Origin of the sequence: Oerskovia enterophila (genome assembly GCF_001692445.1) — a bacterium.
GTDB lineage: Bacteria > Actinomycetota > Actinomycetes > Actinomycetales > Cellulomonadaceae > Oerskovia > Oerskovia enterophila.
This window is the reverse complement of the sequence record NZ_MAQA01000042.1, coordinates 22007-42286: the sequence shown is the minus strand read 5'-3', so window position 1 is coordinate 42286 and position 20280 is coordinate 22007. Positions and strand designations below refer to the sequence as shown.

The window sequence follows — 20280 nt, the reverse complement described above, 5'->3', positions numbered from 1 at the left end:
GTCCCGGACGCCCCGGTGACCCCCGAGCCGCCGAAGCCCCCTGAGACCTCGGGACCGCAGGGCCGCACCCCCGACGCGGCCGAGCTCGCCCGGGACGTCGCGCGCGATGCCAAGGCCGAGCCCCGGACCGTCCGCCAGTGGATCACGCTCGCGCTCGGCGTCCTGCTCGTGGCGGCGCTCTGCGTGCTCGCGGGCCGCTGGCAGTGGCACCGGTACGAGTCGCGCTCGGCCCAGATCGAGATCATCGAGTCCAACTACGACGCGACCCCGGTCCCGCTCGCCGACGTCCTGCCGGGGCCGGGTGCCGAGCTGGACCCCCAGCGGGTCTGGCAGCAGGTCACGCTCGAGGGCAGCTACGTCCCCGAGGCGACCGTCCTCCTGCGCAACCGTCCGGTCGGCAGCAAGGCGGGATTCCACGTCCTGGTCCCGTTCGTCACCGAGCCCACGGACGGCAGCGAGCCGGTCGTCATGGTCGTGGACCGCGGCTTCGTCCCGCTGGGCGCCGACGCGAGCGCGCCCGACGAGGTGGCCGCTCCGCCGTCGGGCCGCGTCGAGGTGACCGTGAGCCTGCGCGCCGACGAGCCCGCGTCGAGCCGCGACGCACCCGACGGGCAGGTCCAGGCCATCAACACGGCCCAGGTGCTCGCCGAGGGGCCCGACGGCGGCGCGTGGGCCGACGGGATGACCGTCGGCGCGTACGGCTCGCTCCGTGCCGAGGACCCGGCCCCCGCGGCCTCGCTGCGTGCCCTGGCCGTCCCGGACACCGATCCCGGCTCGCACCTGTCCTACACGTTCCAGTGGTTCGTGTTCGCGGCGGGCGCGATCGGCGGCTTCCTCATCCTGATCCGCCGCGAGAAGCGCGAGACCGTGACGGCGGGAGACCTGCTGGGCGAGCAGCGCGCCGCGGGCCGGACCCCCGGGGAGCCCGCTCCCCGGCGTCGGCGCGGGCCGACCGCCGAGGAGGAGGAGGACGCCCTCCTCGACGCCCAGGCGGCCGCGCACGAGCCCTCCGCGCACGACGACGCACGGACCTGACCGCCGCACCACACCCGCTGCGTCCGCACCGACCCGCCCGCCGGGAACGACGAACGGCCCGCCTGCTCCTCGGAGCAGGCGGGCCGTTCGTGTCGCTGCAGGTACCGGTGGCTACCGGTCGATCAGGCCAGCGAGATGAGCTCGGCGTAGGAGTCGTTCCACAGGTCCTCGTCGCCGTCGGGCAGCAACAGGACGCGCTCGGGAGAGAGCGCCTCGACCGCGCCGTCGTCGTGGGTGACCATGACCACGGCCCCCTCGTAGTTCTTGAGCGCGTCGAGGATCTCCGCCCGCGAGGCCGGGTCCAGGTTGTTGGTGGGCTCGTCGAGGAGCAGCACGTTCGCACCCGACACGACGATGGTCGCGAGCGCGAGGCGCGTCTTCTCCCCACCCGACAGCACGTGCGTGGGCTTGTTGGCGTCGTCGCCCGAGAACAGGAACGAGCCGAGGACCGAGCGCACCTGCGTGTCCGTGAGGTCCGGCGCCGCGTGGCGCAGGTTCTCGACGACGGTCACGTCCATGTCCAGGGTGTCGTGCTCCTGGGCGTAGTAGCCCAGCTTGAGCCCGTGCCCCGCGATGACCTCACCCGTGTCGGCCTTCTCGACGCCCGCCAGGATGCGCAGCAGCGTCGTCTTGCCGGCACCGTTGAGCCCGAGCACCACGACCCGGCTGCCGCGGTCGATCGCCAGGTCGACGCCCGCGAAGATCTCCTGCGACCCGTAGGACTTGGACAGCCCCTCGGCCGTGATCGGGGTGCGCCCGCACGGGGCGGGGGTCGGGAAGCGCAGCTTGGCGACCTTGTCGCTCACGCGCTCGCCCTCGAGGCCCGAGAGCATGCGCTCGGCGCGCTTGATCATGTTCTGCGCGGCCACCGCCTTGGTCGCCTTGGCGCGCATCTTCTCGGCCTGCGCGAGCAGCGTGCCGGCCTTCTTCTCGGCGTTGGCGCGCTCGCGGCGACGACGACGCTCGTCGGTCTCGCGCTGCTCGAGGTACGCCTTGTAGCCCAGGTTGTACTGGTCCAGGACGCCGCGGTTCGCGTCGAGGTAGAAGACCTTGTTGACGGTCGCCGAGAGCAGCTCGACGTCGTGGCTGATGACCACGAACCCGCCCGAGTAGTTCTTCAGGTAGTCGCGCAGCCACAGGATCGAGTCGGCGTCGAGGTGGTTCGTCGGCTCGTCGAGCAGGAGCGTCTCGACGCCCGAGAACAGGATGCGTGCGAGCTCGATGCGGCGGCGCTGACCACCCGAGAGCGTGTTGAGCGGCTGCGCGAGGATGCGCTCGTCGAGGCCCAGGTTCGAGGTGATGCGCTGAGCCTCGCTCTCCGCGGCGTACCCGCCAGCGGCCGTGAAGCGCTCCTCGAGCTTGGGGTAGCGGTCCATCGCGGCCAGGTGCGTGTCCGCGTCGGCGCTCGCCATCTCGCCCTCGGTCTCGCGCATCTTGCGCACGAGGACGTCGAGCCCGCGCGCCGAGAGCACGCGGTCCATCGCGATCACGTCGAGGTCGCCCGTACGGGGGTCCTGCGGCAGGTAGCCGACCTCGCCCGTGCGCACGATCTGCCCGGCCGTGGGCTGGGTCTCCCCCGCGAGGGTCTTCGTCAGGGTGGTCTTGCCCGCTCCGTTGCGACCCACCAGACCGATCCGGTCTCCGGCAGCGATGCGGAAGGACGCCTCGTCCAGCAGGACGCGGGCGCCGACGCGCAGCTCGACGGCATGGGCAGTGATCACAGAGAGTTCCTCCGGCGGGGTCGTGGGGTGTCCAGGAGTCTTGCCCGGCGCGGGACCGCGCCGTGTGCGAGACACAAACGCCACCGATTCTAGTGCCGCGCGGCTGCGGACGGAACGGGATTTCGCGGGCTGGTCCGTCACAGTGGGTGGGCCGCGTGCGGACCGGACCGCCGCGAGGGCCGTACTGCTCTGTTCCTGGTCGGGTCGCGGGTGCCGAGAACGAGGTTGCGTTCATTCTGAGCCCTGAAACGATCGCAACCTCGTTCTCGGCGGCCACCTTGCCTGCCCGACGACGTCGCTCCCCTCCGGGACGAGCCGCACCCGGGCGCGGCGAGAGCGCGCCGGGGGCTGCGCCGTCGGGCAGCGAAGGGCGGCCTCCCCGCCGACGACTCCCGCGCACGGCGAGCCACGCCGGGGCATCGCCGACCGGACAGCGACCGCAGGGCGCCGTGACCTGCGGCGACGGGTAGCGTTGACCTGTGACGTTCAACGAGGGTGGTTCTTTCGAGGGCGGCCGTGTCCGCAAGGGCGGCCGCGGCAAGGGTCCTGCGATCGCGGGCGGCGGCATCGCGGCCGTGCTCGTGGCGGTCGTGGTCGCCCTGCTCAACGGCGGCGACCTGGGCAGCGTGCTCGGGGCCGTGGGCGAGCAGGTCCAGTCGACCAGCACCGAGGACACGGGGCAGCAGCAGTTCGTGGAGGAGTGCACCGCTGAGCAGGCGAACACCGAGCGCGAGTGCCGGCTGTCCGCGACCGCACAGTCCCTCGACGCCTACTGGGCCGAGGCGCTGCCCGCGCAGGTCGGGGTGGCCTACGTCGTCCCTGACGTCGTGAGCTTTCCGGGCTCGACGCAGACCGCGTGCGGCGCGGCGACCAGCGCGGTCGGGCCGTTCTACTGCCCGCCTGACCAGACCGTGTACATCGACGTGTCCTTCTTCGACGAGCTGCGCGACCGCTTCGGCTCCTCGGGCGGTCCGCTCGCCGAGGAGTACGTCGTGGCGCACGAGTTCGGACACCACATCGAGCAGCTCTCGGGGGCCATGTCGTCCGCGGACCGCTCGGGCACCGGGCCCGAGTCCGACTCGGTGCGCATCGAGCTCATGGCCGACTGCCTCGCGGGCATGTGGGCGGGGAACGCGGCCACGACGATCGACCCCCAGACCGGCGTGGCGTACCTCGCCCCCATCACGCAGGAGCAGTTGAAGGATGCCCTCTCCGCAGCATCGGCCGTGGGCGACGACCGCATCCAGCAGTCCGCGACCGGCTCGGTGAACCCCGAGGCGTGGACCCACGGATCGAGCGAGCAGCGCCAGCGCTGGTTCATGACGGGCTACGACGGCGGGTCGTTCCAGGACTGCAACGCGCTCGAGGCGTCGACGCTCTGAGCGGTCCCGTTCCCGCTCACCCTGACGGCGGTCGTCGGACGGTCCGTGAGCGCCCAGCGCACGTGCGCCTCCGACCGACCGATGAGTTCTCGGTCGCGCAGCCGTCTCACGAGTGAGACCAGGCCGCCGTCGAGCGGCATCACTGCTCGGGAGCACCGAGGACGGGGACGGACCGATGGCTGAGCTGCTCGTGGACTTCATCACCTCGCTCGACGGCTACGCGTCGGGAGAGGGCTGGCCCGGGTTCTGGGGGCTCGAGGGCCCCGAGTACCTCGCGTGGCTCGAGGAGCAACCCGAGGTCACGTACCTGATGGGCGCGAACACCTACCGGCTGATGTCGGGCTTCGCGGCCGGGCAGATGCCGGCGGGGACCGACGAGTTCACCGCAGACGAGGAGGCGTCGGTCGACGAGCTCACGGCGGCGCGGAAGGTGGTCTTCTCCAGCACGCTCACCGAACCGTTGACGTGGGCCAACTCCACGCTGGTGCGCGGCGACGCGGTGGAGACCGTCCGCGCCATGAAGGCCGACGAGGACGGGCTCCTGAGCACGATCGGCAGCCTGAGCGTGGCGCGGGCGCTGCTGCGGGCCGGGCTCGTGGACCGGTTCCGGGTGGGGATGTTCCCTGTGATCACCGGCGCGACGGGGTCGGAGCGGATCTACGACGGCTATCCAGACGTCGCCCTCGAGATGATCGACCACCGCACCTTCGACACCGGGATCCACATCGTCGAGTACCGCCCACGCGTCCTGCAGCACCCACCTCTCCTGCCCGCCGACGGGTGAGCGCACCCGACTGACGCAGACTCTCACCGATGCACGTCTCGTCCTCGCACGTCACCGCACCACGGTCGCCACCGTCAGGCGTGGGCGATCGTTCTCCCTACTGCTCCAGGTCGAGGCAGGTCGCCAGCACTGCCTGGTGCACGTGGAGCAGCGACGCCTTGAACTCGTACCCGACGAAGGGGCCGCCCTGGCGGACGACGTCGGCCGACACCTCCGCGCCGCGCGTGAACGGCGGGCACGGGGCGAGCAGTGCGCCCGGTCGCGCGAGCGCCATGACCTCCGCTGTCACGCGGTGCGTCTCGAGCGCGGCCGTGTTCGAGCCGAACGTGTCCGTCAGCACGACGTCAGCGTCACGCATCGCAGCCCTGAGGTCCGTGACACACGTGACCCCGGCAGTGGCCAGGTCGAGGGGGCAGCTCTGGATCAGTTCGAGCCCAAGAACGGCTGCGATCTCTGCCCAGGCGCGGGCGATGTTCCCGTCCGGGCCGACGAAGACAAAGCGCAGGGTCCGCACATCCCGCGTCTGGGCGAGGGTATAGACATCGGCGAGGACCTCGCACGGATGGTTGACATCGGTCATCGCGTTGATCACTGGCAGCGTGCCGGGTGCGGCGAGCCGCTCGATCACGGCGATATCAGGGTGCCTGGCGACGACGACGTCTGCCCAGTTGGCGAGGTACCCGACGACGTCAGCGGGCTCCTCTGGCTTGTCAAGGGTCTCCGGCGGGAAGAGGACGGGCTGGAGCCCCATGAGGTGAGCTCCGCGCTCGAAGGTAATGCGAGTACGAATGCTGGCCGACGGGAAGAACATCGCCGCGCAGCCGTTCGTGGCAGGCCCGTGACCCTGCCGATACGCCTCGGCAAGGCGGAAGACGTGCTCGATGTCGTCGGCGGACCAGTCTGTGAGGCGCACGAGGCTGCGAGGCATCGCAGAAGTCTAGAGGAGCGGCGCCTGAGTCCGAGCCAGGCAGTGTCCTCCGCCGCGAGGGCATCGATGACCAGGTCGGTGTCCCCGACGGGCTCACGCCATCGTGCCTGGCTGCGGGCGCGCCGCGCTGGCCCTCCTCGCGTCGCATCTCCGTCAGGCGTTGACCGGACCGGATGCCGTCGCGCTCGTCGACACGGAGTCCAGCTATGGCGAGACCAGACCAGTTCTCGACGTGGTGGCGTCGTGTCTTCAGCAGTACGGAATAGATGCCTTCTCCTGTCACCTCGGAGACCTCGTCGTCGAAGGCGACGTCGTCATCGCACACGGACGCCGCGTTGGCCTGGTCCACCGGTACTTCACGCTGAGCGAACTCACCGGCACCGGGTCGGAGGCCCAGGCGGGAAGGGACGTTCTGCGCGGCCTCGCGGCAAGCGGGACCCCCGTGGTGTCCCCGCTCTCAACCTCCTGCTTCGGCAACAAACGCAGTCTGGCCCTGCTCTGGTCGTCCGAGGTGCGTTCGTCGATGACACCGGACGAGATCGATGTTGTCGAGCGGCTTGTTCCGTGGCTCGCGCCGCTCGACGCTCGCCCCGGAGAGATCCACGATGCGCCCGACGACATTCTGGCCTTCTGCCTTGCGCAACGCGATGGACTGGTGCTGAAGCCCGCATTCGGTGTAGGTGGCAAGGGTGTCGTCATCGGCTCCGAGGTCACCGACGAACAGTGGCGGGACCTCGTCCTCGGGGTCGACCCCAGCAGATACGTGGTGCAGCGGGCCATTGTCGCGATGCCAGAGGCACTCCCGAAAGATGCACTGGGCGCAACGAGCTCGTGGCGCGTGAACTACGGCGTGTTCCACATCGGCCACAGTTTCGGAGGAGGGTTCGTGCGTGCCGCCCCCGCCGACGGGTCCAGGGTGATCGCCGAGCACTCAGGTGCGCGCATGGGCTGCCTGTTCGTCGGCGGACCCTGCGTCTAGAAGGCGATCACGCCGAGGCCGCACGCGAGTCCGTGAGGTCAACGGAGGCGGGGAGCGGGTCTGAGCTGTTCTACGGGGGTCGGCTCACCGCGCTCGACGATGGACCTGGGTTTGCGCGTGTACCGCTGGCGTCGGGCCCTGGGCACCAGGGCCCGACAGTGCTCGTTCCTTCTCGGTCGCACGGGCAGCCGTGACTGTCCGGCCACGGAAGCGACGCGAGACCTGTCGGAGTCCGACCGGGGAGGCGGGCCCTCACGGGCAGTCGCCGTCCACCTCGGTCCCCGCGGAGATCTCGCGTCGCTGCAGCGCCGACTGACGACGGGCGCTGATCGGAGGATCTAGAGCTGCACCGCAAGAAGACTCAGACGTTGAAGCCCAGCGCGCGCAGCTGGTCCTTGCCGTCCTGCGTGATCTTCTCGGGGCCCCACGGCGGCATCCAGACCCAGTTGACCCGGAAGCCGTCGATCAGCCCGTCGAGAGACTGCGCCGTCTGGTCCTCGATGACGTCCGTGAGCGGGCAGGCCGCCGACGTGAGCGTCATGTCGATCACGGCGTGGTTGTTCTGGTCGACCTGGATGCCGTAGACGAGCCCGAGGTCGACGACGTTGATGCCGAGCTCGGGGTCGATGACGTCGCGCATGGCCTCCTCGACGTCGGCCGCGGTCGGCGGGGTCGGTGCCGCAGAGGCGGCGGGGGTCTCGGTCGTCATCGGTTCTCCTGGGGGGACTGCGGGGACAGAGGGTGGTCGAGCGAGGGCTGAGAGGCGGTGCCCGGGCCCGCGAGGACTCCGGACGTCGCCAGGGTGTCACGCAGCGCGGCCCAGCCGAGCAGCGCGCACTTGATACGGGCCGGGAACTGCGCGACCCCGGTGAAGGCCGTGGCGTCGCCCAGCTCGTCCTCGCGGTCCTCGTCGAGGCCCTTGCCGCGCGACTGCATGAGCTGACGGAAGAGGTCGCCCAGGTGCTCGGACTCCGCGACGGGGGCTCCGGTCACCAGGTCGGTGAGCACGGACAGCGAGGCCTGCGAGATGCTGCAGCCCTGCCCCTCCCAGCTCACGCGGGAGATCGTGGGGACCTTCGGGTCGGCGGTGTCGAACTCGACGCGCATCGTGACCTCGTCGCCGCACGTGGGGTTGATCTGGTGCGACTCACCGTGCAGGTGCCCCTCCGCGAGCTCCACGAAGCCTCTCCCGTGCGGGGACTTCGCGTGGTCGAGGATCACCTGCTGGTACATCTGCTCCAACGAGCTGCTCATTGCTGGGGTCCTGCTCCTTCGGTACGTCGTGCGGGTCGTGGGACCACGCAGACAGGGTGGGGCGTCGGGCGCGCGTCAGTCCACTGAGAAGAACGCCCGGACCCCCGCCAAACCTTCCCGGAACGCCGTGACGTCCTCGGACGTCGTGTACACCGAGGCCGAGGCGCGCGCCGTGGCGGCGACCCCGAACCGGCGGTGCAGGGGCTGGGCGCAGTGGTGACCGACCCGCACGGCGATGCCGGCGTCGTCGAGCACCTGGCCCACGTCGTGGGCGTGGACGCCCTCGACGACGAACGAGACGACCGCGAGGCGGTCCTCGGGCGTCCGCGGGCCGATGACCCGCACGCCCGGGATGTCCGCGATCCGGAGCAGCTCGACCGCGAGGTCGTGCTCGTGGGCCGCGACGTTCTCCATCCCGAGCTCTTCGAGGTACTGCGCCGCGACGCCGAGGCCGACGATCTGCGCGACGGCCTGCGTGCCGGCCTCGAAGCGCTGCGGCGGCGGCATGTACGACGCCTCCGTCATGGTCACGACCTCGATCATGGAGCCGCCGGTCGTGACCGGGGGCAGCGCCTCGAGCAGCTCGCGCCGCCCGTAGAGCGCGCCGATCCCCGTGGGGCCGAGCATCTTGTGACCCGAGAACGCGGCGAAGTCGACGTCCAGGTCGTGCAGGTCGACCGGCAGGTGCGGCACGGACTGGCACGCGTCGAGGAACGTGAGCGCCCCGACCTCCCTGGCCCGCGCCACGATCGGCGCGACCGGGGTGATCGCGCCCGTGACGTTCGAGGCGTGCGTGAACGCGACGACGCGCGTGCGCTCGGTGATGACCGAGGCCGCCTCGTCGACGCGGATGCGCCCCTCGTCGTCGACACCGAACCAGCGCAGCACCGCTCCGGTGCGCGCGGCGAGCTCCTGCCACGGCACGAGGTTCGCGTGGTGCTCGGCCTCGGTCAGGACGATCTCGTCGCCCGGCGCGAGGGCGAAGCGGCGGGCCGCCTCTCCCCCGCGACCGATCGTCGCGTTCGACAGCGCGTACGTCACGAGGTTGATCGCGGCCGTGGCCCCGGAGGTCCACACGATCTCGTCTGCGTCCGCCCCGACGAAGCGCGCGACCGCGGACCGGGCGTCCTCGAACGCCTCGGTCGCCTCCTCCGCGAGCTGGTGCGCACCGCGGTGCACCGCGGCGTTGCGCTCCTCGTAGAAGTCGACCTCGGTGTCGAGGACGACCTGGGGCTTCTGCGACGTGGCGCCCGAGTCGAGGTAGACGAGCGGACGGCCACCGCGCACCGTGCGGGCGAGCAGCGGGAAGTCGGCTCGCACGGCGGCGAGCTCGGTGGCGCTCAGCCCGGCCCGCACGGTGTCGGTGGTGGTCATCGGAAGTCTCCTCGGGTGTGTCAGGTGCCCGCCGGCGGACCGGCGGGCGGGAGGCCGACGGGCGGCCGGCCGGGTCAGGCCGTGGCCGCGCCGGTCAGGAAGCGGTCGTAGCCCTCGTTCTCGAGGCGGTCGGCGAGCTCGGGGCCGCCCTCCTCGGCGATGCGGCCGTCGACGAACACGTGCACGAAGTCCGGCTTGATGTACCGCAGGATGCGCGTGTAGTGCGTGATGAGCAGCACGCCGACGTCGGTGCTCGCCTTGGCGCGGTTGACGCCCTCCGAGACGATGCGCAGCGCGTCGACGTCGAGGCCCGAGTCGGTCTCGTCGAGGATCGCGATGCTCGGCTTGAGGAGCTCCATCTGCAGGATCTCGTGGCGCTTCTTCTCACCACCGGAGAAGCCCTCGTTGACCGAGCGCTCGGCGAAGGACGAGTCCATGCGCAGGTTCTCCATGGCGCCCTTGACGTCCTTGACCCACGTGCGCAGCGCGGGGGCCTCGCCGTCGATCGCGGTCTTCGCGGTGCGCAGGAAGTTCGAGACGGACACGCCCGGGACCTCGACGGGGTACTGCATGGCGAGGAACATGCCGGCGCGGGCACGCTCGTCGACGGTCATCGCGAGGACGTCCTCGCCGTCGAGCGTCACGGTGCCGCTCGTGATCGTGTACTTGGGGTGACCGGCGATCGAGTACGCGAGGGTCGACTTGCCCGAGCCGTTGGGGCCCATGATCGCGTGGGTCTCGCCGCTGTTGATGGTCAGGTCGACGCCGCGCAGGATCGGCTTCGGCCCTTCCTTGGTCTCGACGCTGACGTGCAGGTCGCGGATCTCCAGAGTGGACATGTGGTGTTCTCCAGTATTCGGAAAGTATCGAGAAAGTTCAGGGGTCAGGACGGGGAGACGGTCTGGTCGATGTCGACGAGCACGCGCTCGCCGTCGATCGTGACCGGGTAGACGGGCACAGGGCGCATCGCGGGCAGCGCGGTCGGCATGCCGGTCCGCAGGTCGAACTGCGAGCCGTGCAGCCAGCACTCGATGAAGCAGCCCTCGACCTCGCCGTCGGACAGCGAGACCGCGCCGTGGGAGCAGATGTCCGAGATGGCGTGCCAGTTCCCGTCGCCGTCGCGGACGACCGCGACCTCCACGGGGCCCTTCTCGCCCTCGAGCTCCACGCGCAGCGCCTCCTCGGGCGCCACGTCGTCGGTCATGCAAGCAAGCTGTGCAGTCATGCGGGTCCGGTCACCGGCCTTCGATGACGCTCATCGACTTGGCGAGCTCGGCCTCGATCGAGGTGAGCAGACGCTCCTCGACCGACGGGACACCGATCTCCTGGATGAGCTCCGCGAAGAAGCCGCGGACCACGAGGCGACGGGCGTCGGCCTCGGGGATGCCACGGGCCTGCAGGTAGAAGAGCTGCTCGTCGTCGAAGCGACCGGTCGCCGAGGCGTGCCCGGCACCCTCGATGAGGCCCGTCTCGATCTCGAGGTTCGGCACCGAGTCGGCCCGCGCGCCGTCCGAGAGGACGAGGTTGCGGTTGAGCTCGTAGGTGTCGGTGCCCTCGGCCTCGGTACGGATCAGCACGTCGCCGACCCAGACCGTGTGCGCGCCCTCGCCCTGCAGCGCGCCCTTGTAGGTGACGCGCGACTTGCAGCTCGGGACAGCGTGGTCGACGAAGAGACGGTGCTCCTGGTGCTGGTCGGCGTCCGCGAAGTACAGGCCGACCATCTCGACCTCGCCACCGGTGCCGGTGAACTCGGCGTCCGGGGTCACGCGCACGACGTCGCCGCCGAACGTCACGACGACGTGCTTGAGCTTGGCGTCGCGGCCGATGCGGGCGCGGTGCGAGCTCGCGTGCACGGCGCCCGCGCTCCAGTCCTGGACCGACACGACCGTGAGGTGCGCGCCGTCCTCGACGACGATCTCGACCGTCTCGGTGAGCGTCGCGGAGCCCACGTGGTCGATGACCACGACGGACTCGCTGTGACGCTCGGCCTGGATCAGCAGGTGCGTCGCGGTGGGCTCGTCGGACAGGCCCTCGATGCGCACGGACGTGACCTCGCTGGCCACGGCCTCGGCCGGGATCGTCACGACGGTCGCCTCGGCGAACGCGTTCCACGCGGTCACGGCGGTGCGGTCGCCGGGGACGCCCGCGCGGCCGAGCCGCCCGTCGTCCCGGCCGACGATCTCGACCGTGACCTCGGGGGCGTCGACCACGGTCGTGCGCACGCCGGCGCTGCCGAGCTCGGCCGCGAACAGCGGGGCGAGGCGCGGGACCGGCGAGAAGCGCCACTCCTCCTCGCGCCCGGTGGGCACGGTGATGACGGTCGGGTCGAACGAGGTGATGCGCTCGGCGCGGGATCCCTGCGGCGTGCCGCCGACCCCGTGCGAGTGAGCGCCGTCCTGGACGGCCTGCGTGTGGTCCGTGCTCAGGCCGATCGGCTCGGTCTCTGTGGTGCTCGCAGTAGTAGTCATTTAGCCGACGGACCCTTCCATCTGCAGTTCGATGAGGCGGTTGAGCTCGAGCGCGTACTCCATGGGCAGCTCGCGCGCGATGGGCTCGACGAACCCGCGCACGATCATGGCCATGGCCTCGGTCTCTGCCATGCCTCGGGACATGAGGTAGAACAGCTGGTCCTCGCTCACGCGCGACACGGTCGCCTCGTGACCCATCGAGACGTCGTCCTCGCGGACGTCGACGTACGGGTAGGTGTCGGACCGGGAGATCTGGTCGACGAGCAGCGCGTCGCACAGAACGGTGGAGGCGGAGTGCTCCGCTCCCTCGAGGACCTGGACGAGGCCGCGGTAGGACGTGCGTCCACCGCCGCGCGCCACGGACTTCGAGACGATCGAGGAGGACGTGTGCGGGGCCGCGTGCACCATCTTGGCGCCCGCGTCCTGGTGCTGGCCCTCGCCCGCGAACGCGATCGACAGCGTCTCGCCCTTGGCGTGCTCGCCGAGCAGGTAGATCGCGGGGTACTTCATGGTGACCTTGGAGCCGATGTTGCCGTCGACCCACTCCATGGTCGCGCCCTCGGCCGCCGTCGCACGCTTGGTGACGAGGTTGTACACGTTGTTCGACCAGTTCTGGATGGTCGTGTACCGCACGCGGGCGTTCTTCTTGACGATGATCTCGACGACCGCGGAGTGCAGCGAGTCGCTCGAGTAGATCGGGGCGGTGCAGCCCTCGACGTAGTGCACGTACGAGCCCTCGTCCGCGATGATCAGCGTGCGCTCGAACTGGCCCATGTTCTCCGTGTTGATGCGGAAGTAGGCCTGCAGCGGGATCTCGACGTGGACGCCCGGGGGGACGTAGACGAACGAGCCGCCGGACCACACGGCCGAGTTGAGCGCGGCGAACTTGTTGTCACCCGAGGGGATGACGGTGCCGAAGTACTCCTGGAAGAGCTCGGGGTGCTCGCGCAGCGCGGTGTCGGTGTCGAGGAAGATGACGCCCTGCTTCTCGAGCTCCTCGTTGATCTGGTGGTAGACGACCTCGGACTCGTACTGGGCCGCGACGCCCGCGACGAGGCGCTGCTTCTCCGCCTCGGGGATGCCGAGCTTGTCGTAGGTGTCCTTGATGTCCTCGGGCAGGTCGTCCCACGAGGTGGCCTGCTTCTCGGTGGACCGCACGAAGTACTTGATGTTGTCGAAGTCGATGCCCGACAGGTCGCTGCCCCAGTTGGGCATGGGCTTCTTGTCGAACAGGCGCAGGGCCTTGAGCCGGTAGTTCAGCATCCACTCGGGCTCGCTCTTGAGCGCCGAGATGTTGCGCACGACCGCCTCGGAGAGGCCACGCTGCGCGGTGGCACCGGCGTCGTCCTTGTCGTGCCAGCCGTAGCCGTAGGAGCCGATCGAGGCGATGATCTCCTCGTCGGACTGGCCGGTGCTCTGGGACACGCCAGCGGTGTCCTGGGTGGGAGCGCTCATGTCATTCCTTCCACGTTCCGTCGACGACGGAGGGGGGCGGTGGGGCGGTGGTCGATGAACCTGTCGGTTCGGGGTGTCGTGCTGGGGGGCGCGCCGGGGCGCGCGGTCCGCGCGCGGTGGCGCGACGTCCGGTGGTCTCGTGCCCGACGGCGTCGCTCGCCTCGGGTGCGCGGGTCACCGCGGGGAGCACGGGGACGTTGGTGGTGCACGCGTGCCCGCCGCCCGCGAGGGTCGCGAGCCGCTGGACGTGCGAGCCGAGGAGCTGGGAGAAGACCTGGGCCTCGGCGTCGCAGAGCTGGGGGAACTCCTCGGCCACGTGCTGGACCGGGCAGTGCCCCTGGCAGAGCTGGACGGTCGCGGTCCCGGCGACGGGGCGCACGCTCGCCGCGAACCCGTCCTCGGCGAGGACCGCGGCGAGCTGCTCGGCGCGGCCCGCGACGTCGTCGGCCGTGATGCGGGGCGCGTAGCGGTCCGTGAGCTCCTCGAGGCGACGGCGCGCGAAGTCCTCGACCGCGTCCTCGCCCGCGACGTCGCGCAGGAAGCGCAGGGCCTGGGTCGCGAGGTCGGGGTAGGCCCCCGAGAGCTCGGACTGGCCCCTGTTCGTCGCGACGTAGTGCCGTGCGGGGCGTCCGCGCATGCCCGTGGTGGCGCCCGAGTCGTGGACCGAGATGAGGCCGTCGGTCTCGAGCTGCGCGAGGTGGCGGCGGACGCCCGCGGGCGTGAGGCCCAGGTCCGTCGCGAGCGAGGCGGCGCTCACGGGCCCGTCGGTCACGATGAGGGACAGGACGCGCTCGCGCGTGGTCCCGTCACCGTCGAGGACGACGTGGGATGCGTCACTGCCGAGCGCGACGGCAGGCAGCGAGCGGGGGGCTGCACCCGAGGTGCGTGCACCGTGCGTCATGCCTCACCTCCACGTCGTCCGGCCTGCTGGGATCCGCCTCGCCTGCCCCGCGGGCGCGCAAGAGCCCCGGGGACAGGTCGATATAGGTAACAGTCTCATGCGCTAAATGGTCCGACGCAAGCAAGGCGTACCTCACAGCGGGCCCCAGGCGGCTCCCCTACAATCGCCACCGTGCCCGACTCCCCCGCCGTCGTCCTCCAGGACGTGGTCAAGCGTTATGACGGCCGGGCGGTCGTCGACCACCTGAGCCTGACCGCCTCACGAGGCGCCGTGACCGCCGTCCTCGGCCCCAACGGGGCCGGCAAGACCACCACGATCGAGTGCTGCGAAGGGCTGCGTGCCCCGGACGCGGGCACCGTGCGGGTGCTCGGGCTCGACCCCCTGCTGAGCGCACGCGACCTGCGCCCGCGCGTCGGGGTCATGCTCCAGGACGGCGGTCTGCCCACGGGCGTGCGCGCGCTCGAGATGCTGCACCACGTCGCGTCGATGTACGCGAACCCTCGCGACGTGGCGGAGATCACGGAGCGCCTGGGCCTCGCGAGCTTCGCCCGGACCACGGTCCGACGCCTGTCGGGCGGTCAGCGGCAGCGCCTCGCGCTCGCCGCGGCGATCGTCGGCCGCCCCGAGGTCGTGTTCCTCGACGAGCCGAGCGCGGGCATGGACCCCCAGAGCCGGCACGCGGTGTGGGAGCTCGTGCGCGAGCTGCGCGCGGACGGCGTCGGGATCGTCCTGACGACCCACCTCATGGACGAGGCCGAGGACCTCGCGGACCACGTCTACGTCGTGGACCACGGGCAGGTCATCGCCTCGGGCGCGACGGCCGACCTGCTGCACGCGGGCCCGTCCGCGGACGGGAACCGCACGCTGCGCCTCGAGGCGCGCGCGGGACTGGACGTGGAGGCGCTGGCCCGGCGCGTCGAGGCAGGCCCGACGACGTCGCCCACCTCCGCGTGGACCGTGACCGAGACGCAGCCCGGCTCGTACAGCGTGACCGGGCCGGTCGACCCGTCGACCGTCGCGGTCGTGACCGCCTGGCTCGCGGACGAGAGCGCGCTCGCCTCGCGCATCACGATCGGCCGCCGCACCCTCGAGGACGTCTTCCTCGACCTGACAGGACGAGAGCTCCGATGACCGACCAGACGACGACCGGCCCGGTCGCCGAGCGGCCCGCCCCGACCGACGGGGCAGCCCTCGCGGACGGCGCCGCCCCGGCGTGGCGGCGGGTCGCGTCGCAGACGGCGTTCGAGACGCGCATGATCCTGCGCAACGGCGAGCAGCTGCTCGTGACGATCATCCTGCCCGTGATGCTGCTCGTGGGCCTGGCCCGCACGACCTTCATCGACCTCGACACGCAGGGCTACTCGCGCATCGACTTCGTGACGCCCGGCGTCCTGGCCCTCGCCGTCATGTCCACGGCCTTCACCTCGCAGGCCATCGCGACGGCCTTCGACCGGCGCAACGGCGTCCTGCGCCTGCTGTCCACGACGCCGCTGGGCCGGGGCGGGCTGCTCGCGGGCAAGATCCTCGGGGTGCTCGCGGTCGAGGTCGTCCAGGTCGTCGTGCTCGGTGGGGTCGCGCTCGCGCTCGGATGGTCCCCGGACCCGGCTGGCATCCTGCCGGCCCTGCTCGCGGTGCTGCTCGGCACCGCGGCGTTCACGAGCCTCGCGCTCCTCCTCGCGGGGACGCTGCGCGCCGAGGGCGTGCTCGCGGTCGCGAACCTGCTGCTGGTCCTGCTGACCGTCGCGGGAGGCGTGCTGGTCCCGGCCGCGCAGCTCCCCGGGGCGCTCGAGCAGGTCGCGCTGCTGCTGCCCTCCGGCGCGCTGGGCGAGGCCATGCGCGGCGCGCTGCTCCTCGGCGAGGTCCCTGCGTTCTCCGTGGTCGTGCTGCTCGGGTGGACCGCGGCGCTCGGGTGGGGAGCGGGCAAGCTGTTCCGCTGGCACTGAGCCCGTCCCCCGGCGCCGTGAGCGCCCCGACCGTCAGCCCGCCGTGCGACGGTCCCGCGTCACTCGTCCCGCCACGCGCCTGCCGCCTCCCCGCCGGCGACGGGCAGACGCACCTGTGCCAGCGCCGCTCCCCAGGCCGCCTCGTCGATCGCGGTCCCGGTGCACTCGAAGGCCACGAGCGAGGACTCGCGCAGGCCCTCGCCCGAGTAGAGACGAGCCCACACCGAGCGGACCAGGACGCGGCTCCGCACCACGGTGCCCGCACGCTCGACGGTCCACTCCTGCACGAGCGCGTTCGTCCCGCGGGGCGTGCCCGGGCTGCCGTCAGCCACGAGGACCTCGGAGACGCTCGACGGGTCGCTCGCCCGTTGCTCGCCGGCCAGGAGGTCGGCGAGCGCGACGAGGGAGATGTCCCGCTCCGCAGCGACCTGGTCCTCGTCGGGCACGCTCGTCGCGGTGCTGGACACGGTGCACCTGCCGGTCGATCCGAGCGTCGTCCAGCCCGCGCGTGACGGGAAGGCGCTCGCCGAGGTGAAGCCCTCGGGGCCGACGACCAGGGTCGCGGTCCGGTCGAAGGCTCCGGCCGTCCCCGCCCCGGCACCGGCCTCCGTCCCGGACTCCTCGCCGACCGTCTGCCCGGGAGCCGCGTCACCGCCCACCGCCTCGTCGGTCGTCCCGGTCCCTCCCGAGGCGGGCGAGGTCTCACCCGCGGCCGGGGTCTCCTGCGGGTCCGCTCCTGGCGTGCAGCCGGCCAGCACCAGCAGGGCGACCGCGAGCGCTCCCATCCTCTGGATGCGGCGAGCAGGTCGGGAAACGGTCACGAAAACCCCCTGGAATGTGGCGAAAGGTCCCGTGAGGGTATCGAAACGACCACGATTCGTCGGGATCGACGCGCTGTCCCGTCACGGTTCCCTTCCGGCGGTCTCCTGCGGGCCAATCTCACACCCGCGCGGGGCCTCGGCGATTGAGGGCCGCACTGCCCCCGCGGCTACCTTTGGACGGTGAGCAGCGCAGAACTCGCCCCGGTACCCACCTCGCCCGCCTGGTACGCGAAGGTCGACCGCTTCCGCCGCTGGACCCGACCGGTCCTCGTCGCGAACCTCGTCGGCCAGATCGGCATCATCGTCACGGGCGGCGCGGTGCGTCTGACCGGGTCCGGCCTCGGCTGCTCGACGTGGCCGCTGTGCGAGCCCGGGAGCTTTACGCCCGAGTTCCACTCGGCGATGTCCATCCACCCCCTGATCGAGTTCGGCAACCGCACGCTCACGGGGGTCGTCGGGATCATCGCGCTCGCGGTCCTGGTGCTCCTCTGGACGGACACGACGCGTTCCACGTCGTTCCGGCGGGCGAGCTCGCTCCCCCTCATCGGGGTGGCCCTGCAGGCCCTCATCGGCGGCGTCACGGTCCTCCTGCACCTGCACCCTGCCGTGGTCGGCGTCCACTTCCTCGTCTCCGCCGCGCTCGTGGCGGTCTCGGCGTACCTCCTGTACCGCTCCGGCGAGGGCGACGGGCAGCCCACGGCCGCCGTGGACCGGCGGACCACGCTGGTCGGCCGGGTCCTGGCCGTCCTGGCCGTCCCGCTGCTGGTCCTGGGCGTCCTGGCGACGGGCTCGGGCCCGCACGGGGGCGACGACGAGGTGGCCTACCGCTTCTCCCTCGACCCGGCGCTCATCAGCAAGGCGCACGCGGCCTCGGTGTGGCTCTTCCTCGTCGTGCTGGTGGTGCTGACGGTCATGGTCCTGCGTCAGGCCACCGCCCCTGCCCGGGCCCGCAAGGCCGTCGTCGTGCTCGTCGGGGTGACGCTCCTCCAGGGGCTGATCGGCTACGTCCAGTACTTCACGGGACTGCCCGAGATCCTGGTCGCCGCGCACATGCTGGGCGCCGGGCTCCTCATCACGTCGCTCACCTGGACGCTGCTCACGTTCCGCGTCCGCGCCTGACGTTCACGGCCTGTCGCTGCCGCCCGCCGTCGCGCCTGGGCGGCAGGACCGAAGAGGGCCGTCGTTCCTGCGGGAACGACGGCCCTCTCTCGCTCCCCTCACTACCCCCGACTCCCGCGGCAGCGGCATGACAGGGCCGTGACACCGGCGTGACAGGCCCCTCCCGGAGGCTGGACCCACCAGCAACCAGGAGGAATCCATGACCCACGAATGGGCGGTCGAGGCACACGGCCTCGTCAAGACGTTCGGCGACAACCGGGCGGTCGACGGCGTCGACCTGAGCATCCGCACCGGCTCGGTGTACGGCGTGCTCGGCCCCAACGGCGCCGGCAAGACCACCACCATCAGCATGCTCGCCACGCTCCTGCGCCCCGACGCCGGCGAGGCCCGGGTCTTCGGGCACGACGTCGTCCGCGAGGCGCAGGTCGTGCGCCAGCTCATCGGCGTCACGGGCCAGTACGCCTCGGTCGACGAGACGCTCAGCGCGACCGAGAACCTCGTGATCTTCTCGCGCCTGCTCGGCCTCGGGCGCGCCGAGTCGCGACGCAAGGCCGCCGACCTGCTCGAGACCTTCGGCCTGACCGAGGCCGCGACGCGTCCGCTCAAGAACTTCTCGGGGGGCATGCGCCGCCGTCTGGACCTCGCGGCGAGCCTCATCGCCCAGCCTCCCCTGATCTTCCTCGACGAGCCGACCACGGGCCTGGACCCGCGCACGCGCGCCCAGATGTGGGACACGATCCGTGAGCTCGTCGCGACGGGGTCGACGGTCGTGCTCACGACCCAGTACCTCGACGAGGCCGACCAGCTGGCCGACCGGATCGCGGTCATCGACCGCGGGCGCGTCGTCGCGGAGGGCACGGCCGACGAGCTCAAGGACGCGGTCGGGAACCAGTCGCTCCAGCTCGGGCTGGTCGCGGCCGCGGACCTGGGGTCGGCCCTCGACATCGTCGAGGCCACGTTCGGCGTGCCCGCGACGACGTCCCCCGAGGCCCGACGCATCACGGTGCCCGTGACGGGTCCCGACGAGGTCACGGACCTGCTGGTCCGGCTGCGCGAGGCCCGCATCGGCGTCGACTCGATCAGCATGGACAAGCCGAGCCTCGACGAGGTCTTCCTGACCCTCACGGGTCACGGCGTCGCGGCCGAGGAGCCGGACGCGGACGCCACCCCGAGCGCCACGGGCGGCGCGCCCGTACCGACCACCGGCACCACGCGAGAGGCGGCCCTGCGATGACCACGACCCTCACCGCTCCCCGGGAGCAGATCCAGGCCGCGACCGACCGCGACCTGACGAACCGCACGAGCCTCGGGCAGACGGTCCGCAACACGTTCACCATGGCGTACCGCGGCATCCTGAAGATCCGTCGGACGCCCGAGCAGCTCGTCGACGTGACGCTCCAGCCCATCCTGTTCACGCTGATGTTCACGTACATCTTCGGCGGCGCGATCGCGGGCGACGTCGTGAGCTACCTGCCCACGATCATCCCGGGCATCCTCGTCCAGACCGTCATCACGACGTCGGTCGTCACGGGCGTACAGCTCCGCGAGGACATGGACAAGGGCGTGTTCGACCGCTTCCGCTCGCTGCCGATCGCGCGCATCGCGCCGTTGTCGGGGGCGCTGCTCGCGGACACCGTCCGGTACGGCATCGCGACGACGCTCACGTTCGCGATGGGCTACGTCATGGGCTACCGCCCGGCGGGCGGCCTGGGGTCGGTCGTCCTGGCGGCCCTGCTCGTGATCGTGTGCTCGTGGGCCGTGAGCTGGATCTTCGCGTTCTTCGGGGTGGTCGCACGCACCGCGTCGAGCGTCCAGGGGATCTCGATGATCGTCCTGTTCCCGCTCACGTTCCTCTCGAACGCGTTCGTCCAGCCCGAGACCATGCCGGGCTGGCTCCAGGGCTTCGTCAACCTCAACCCGGTCTCGCACCTGGTCACGGCGGTCCGGGAGCTGACGAACAACGGCGTGCTCGGTGCGGACGCCGTGATCTCGCTGCTCGGCGCCGCGGTCATCGTCGCGGTCTTCGCGCCGCTCACGGTACGGGCGTACATGCGCAAGGCCTGAGCGTCGCGCCCCACCACGGACGGGCGGTGCCCCGGCGGATCCCGCCGGGGCA

Annotated in this window: 20 protein-coding genes; 9 read left to right on the top strand and 11 right to left on the bottom strand. The window is 71.4% G+C overall.

What is annotated here, in order from left to right:
- The first annotated feature begins 15 nt into the window (after window positions 1–15).
- Window positions 16–1035 (top strand): SURF1 family cytochrome oxidase biogenesis protein, encoded by a 1020-nt coding sequence (locus OERS_RS15405; RefSeq protein ID WP_083201517.1) that lies wholly within the window; start codon window positions 16–18, stop codon window positions 1033–1035.
- 122 nt (window positions 1036–1157) lie between these two features.
- Here OERS_RS15405 and OERS_RS15400 read toward each other — a convergent pair whose 3' ends face one another.
- Window positions 1158–2756: an ABC-F family ATP-binding cassette domain-containing protein gene (locus OERS_RS15400; RefSeq protein WP_056647151.1), complete on the bottom strand. Its 1599-nt coding sequence runs from the start codon at window positions 2754–2756 to the stop codon at window positions 1158–1160.
- Between the two features lie 479 nt (window positions 2757–3235).
- Here OERS_RS15400 and ypfJ point away from each other — a divergent pair, with 479 nt between their 5' ends.
- Entirely contained in the window at window positions 3236–4138 is a 903-nt protein-coding gene (gene ypfJ, locus OERS_RS15395; protein ID WP_068626767.1) for a KPN_02809 family neutral zinc metallopeptidase, read from the top strand.
- Window positions 4139–4313: 175 nt separating this feature from the next.
- The gene (locus OERS_RS15385) at window positions 4314–4922 is read left to right on the top strand and encodes a dihydrofolate reductase family protein (protein WP_068626762.1); all 609 of its coding nucleotides are present in this window, start codon (window positions 4314–4316) and stop codon (window positions 4920–4922) included.
- A 97-nt stretch (window positions 4923–5019) separates the two neighbouring features.
- Here the strand turns inward: OERS_RS15385 and OERS_RS15380 are convergent, their stop codons facing one another.
- Entirely contained in the window at window positions 5020–5850 is an 831-nt protein-coding gene (locus OERS_RS15380) for an ornithine carbamoyltransferase (RefSeq protein WP_068626760.1), read from the bottom strand.
- Between the two features lie 160 nt (window positions 5851–6010).
- On the opposite strand from OERS_RS15380, the gene OERS_RS15375 reads away from it, so the two are divergent.
- Entirely contained in the window at window positions 6011–6829 is an 819-nt protein-coding gene (locus OERS_RS15375) for a hypothetical protein (RefSeq protein ID WP_139107870.1), read from the top strand.
- 361 nt (window positions 6830–7190) lie between these two features.
- Here OERS_RS15375 and OERS_RS15370 read toward each other — a convergent pair whose 3' ends face one another.
- From OERS_RS15370 to OERS_RS15335, 8 genes are all read right to left on the bottom strand, one after another.
- Window positions 7191–7538 carry a metal-sulfur cluster assembly factor gene (locus tag OERS_RS15370; RefSeq protein WP_056647167.1) on the bottom strand — a complete coding sequence of 116 codons (348 nt, stop codon included), beginning with the start codon at window positions 7536–7538 and terminating at the stop codon, window positions 7191–7193.
- Window positions 7535–8083 carry a Fe-S cluster assembly sulfur transfer protein SufU gene (gene sufU / locus OERS_RS15365; protein ID WP_068626756.1) on the bottom strand — a complete coding sequence of 183 codons (549 nt, stop codon included), beginning with the start codon at window positions 8081–8083 and terminating at the stop codon, window positions 7535–7537. The genes OERS_RS15370 and sufU overlap by 4 nt, the downstream gene beginning before the upstream one ends.
- 75 nt (window positions 8084–8158) lie before the next feature.
- Entirely contained in the window at window positions 8159–9457 is a 1299-nt protein-coding gene (locus OERS_RS15360; RefSeq protein ID WP_068626754.1) for a cysteine desulfurase, read from the bottom strand.
- A gap of 74 nt (window positions 9458–9531) precedes the next feature.
- A complete protein-coding gene (gene sufC / locus OERS_RS15355) occupies window positions 9532–10296 on the bottom strand; it encodes a Fe-S cluster assembly ATPase SufC (RefSeq protein ID WP_056647175.1) in 765 nt (254 codons plus the stop codon).
- Between the two features lie 44 nt (window positions 10297–10340).
- Window positions 10341–10682, bottom strand: a complete 342-nt coding sequence (locus OERS_RS15350; RefSeq protein WP_056647177.1) for a non-heme iron oxygenase ferredoxin subunit — start codon at window positions 10680–10682, stop codon at window positions 10341–10343.
- Between the two features lie 10 nt (window positions 10683–10692).
- Entirely contained in the window at window positions 10693–11925 is a 1233-nt protein-coding gene (gene sufD, locus OERS_RS15345) for a Fe-S cluster assembly protein SufD (RefSeq protein WP_068626751.1), read from the bottom strand.
- A complete protein-coding gene (gene sufB / locus OERS_RS15340; RefSeq protein ID WP_056647181.1) occupies window positions 11926–13380 on the bottom strand; it encodes a Fe-S cluster assembly protein SufB in 1455 nt (484 codons plus the stop codon).
- Between the two features lies 1 nt (window position 13381).
- Entirely contained in the window at window positions 13382–14281 is a 900-nt protein-coding gene (locus tag OERS_RS15335; RefSeq protein WP_068626749.1) for a helix-turn-helix transcriptional regulator, read from the bottom strand.
- Window positions 14282–14452: 171 nt separating this feature from the next.
- On the opposite strand from OERS_RS15335, the gene OERS_RS15330 reads away from it, so the two are divergent.
- Window positions 14453–15412, top strand: coding sequence for an ABC transporter ATP-binding protein (locus OERS_RS15330; protein ID WP_068626747.1), 960 nt, complete (start codon window positions 14453–14455; stop codon window positions 15410–15412).
- Window positions 15409–16224: an ABC transporter permease gene (locus OERS_RS15325; protein WP_056647191.1), complete on the top strand. Its 816-nt coding sequence runs from the start codon at window positions 15409–15411 to the stop codon at window positions 16222–16224. The genes OERS_RS15330 and OERS_RS15325 overlap by 4 nt, the downstream gene beginning before the upstream one ends.
- A 59-nt stretch (window positions 16225–16283) precedes the next feature.
- On the opposite strand, the gene OERS_RS15320 is transcribed toward OERS_RS15325, so the two are convergent.
- Window positions 16284–17045, bottom strand: coding sequence for a hypothetical protein (locus OERS_RS15320; RefSeq protein ID WP_139107869.1), 762 nt, complete (start codon window positions 17043–17045; stop codon window positions 16284–16286).
- 180 nt (window positions 17046–17225) lie between these two features.
- Here OERS_RS15320 and OERS_RS15315 point away from each other — a divergent pair, with 180 nt between their 5' ends.
- From OERS_RS15315 to OERS_RS15305, 3 genes are all read left to right on the top strand, one after another.
- On the top strand, window positions 17226–18164 hold the full coding sequence (locus OERS_RS15315) for a COX15/CtaA family protein (RefSeq protein WP_068626744.1): 939 nt from the start codon (window positions 17226–17228) through the stop codon (window positions 18162–18164).
- Between the two features lie 199 nt (window positions 18165–18363).
- Window positions 18364–19398: an ATP-binding cassette domain-containing protein gene (locus tag OERS_RS15310; protein WP_068626742.1), complete on the top strand. Its 1035-nt coding sequence runs from the start codon at window positions 18364–18366 to the stop codon at window positions 19396–19398.
- Entirely contained in the window at window positions 19395–20228 is an 834-nt protein-coding gene (locus OERS_RS15305; RefSeq protein ID WP_056647205.1) for an ABC transporter permease, read from the top strand. The genes OERS_RS15310 and OERS_RS15305 overlap by 4 nt, the downstream gene beginning before the upstream one ends.
- Window positions 20229–20280 lie beyond the last annotated feature (52 nt).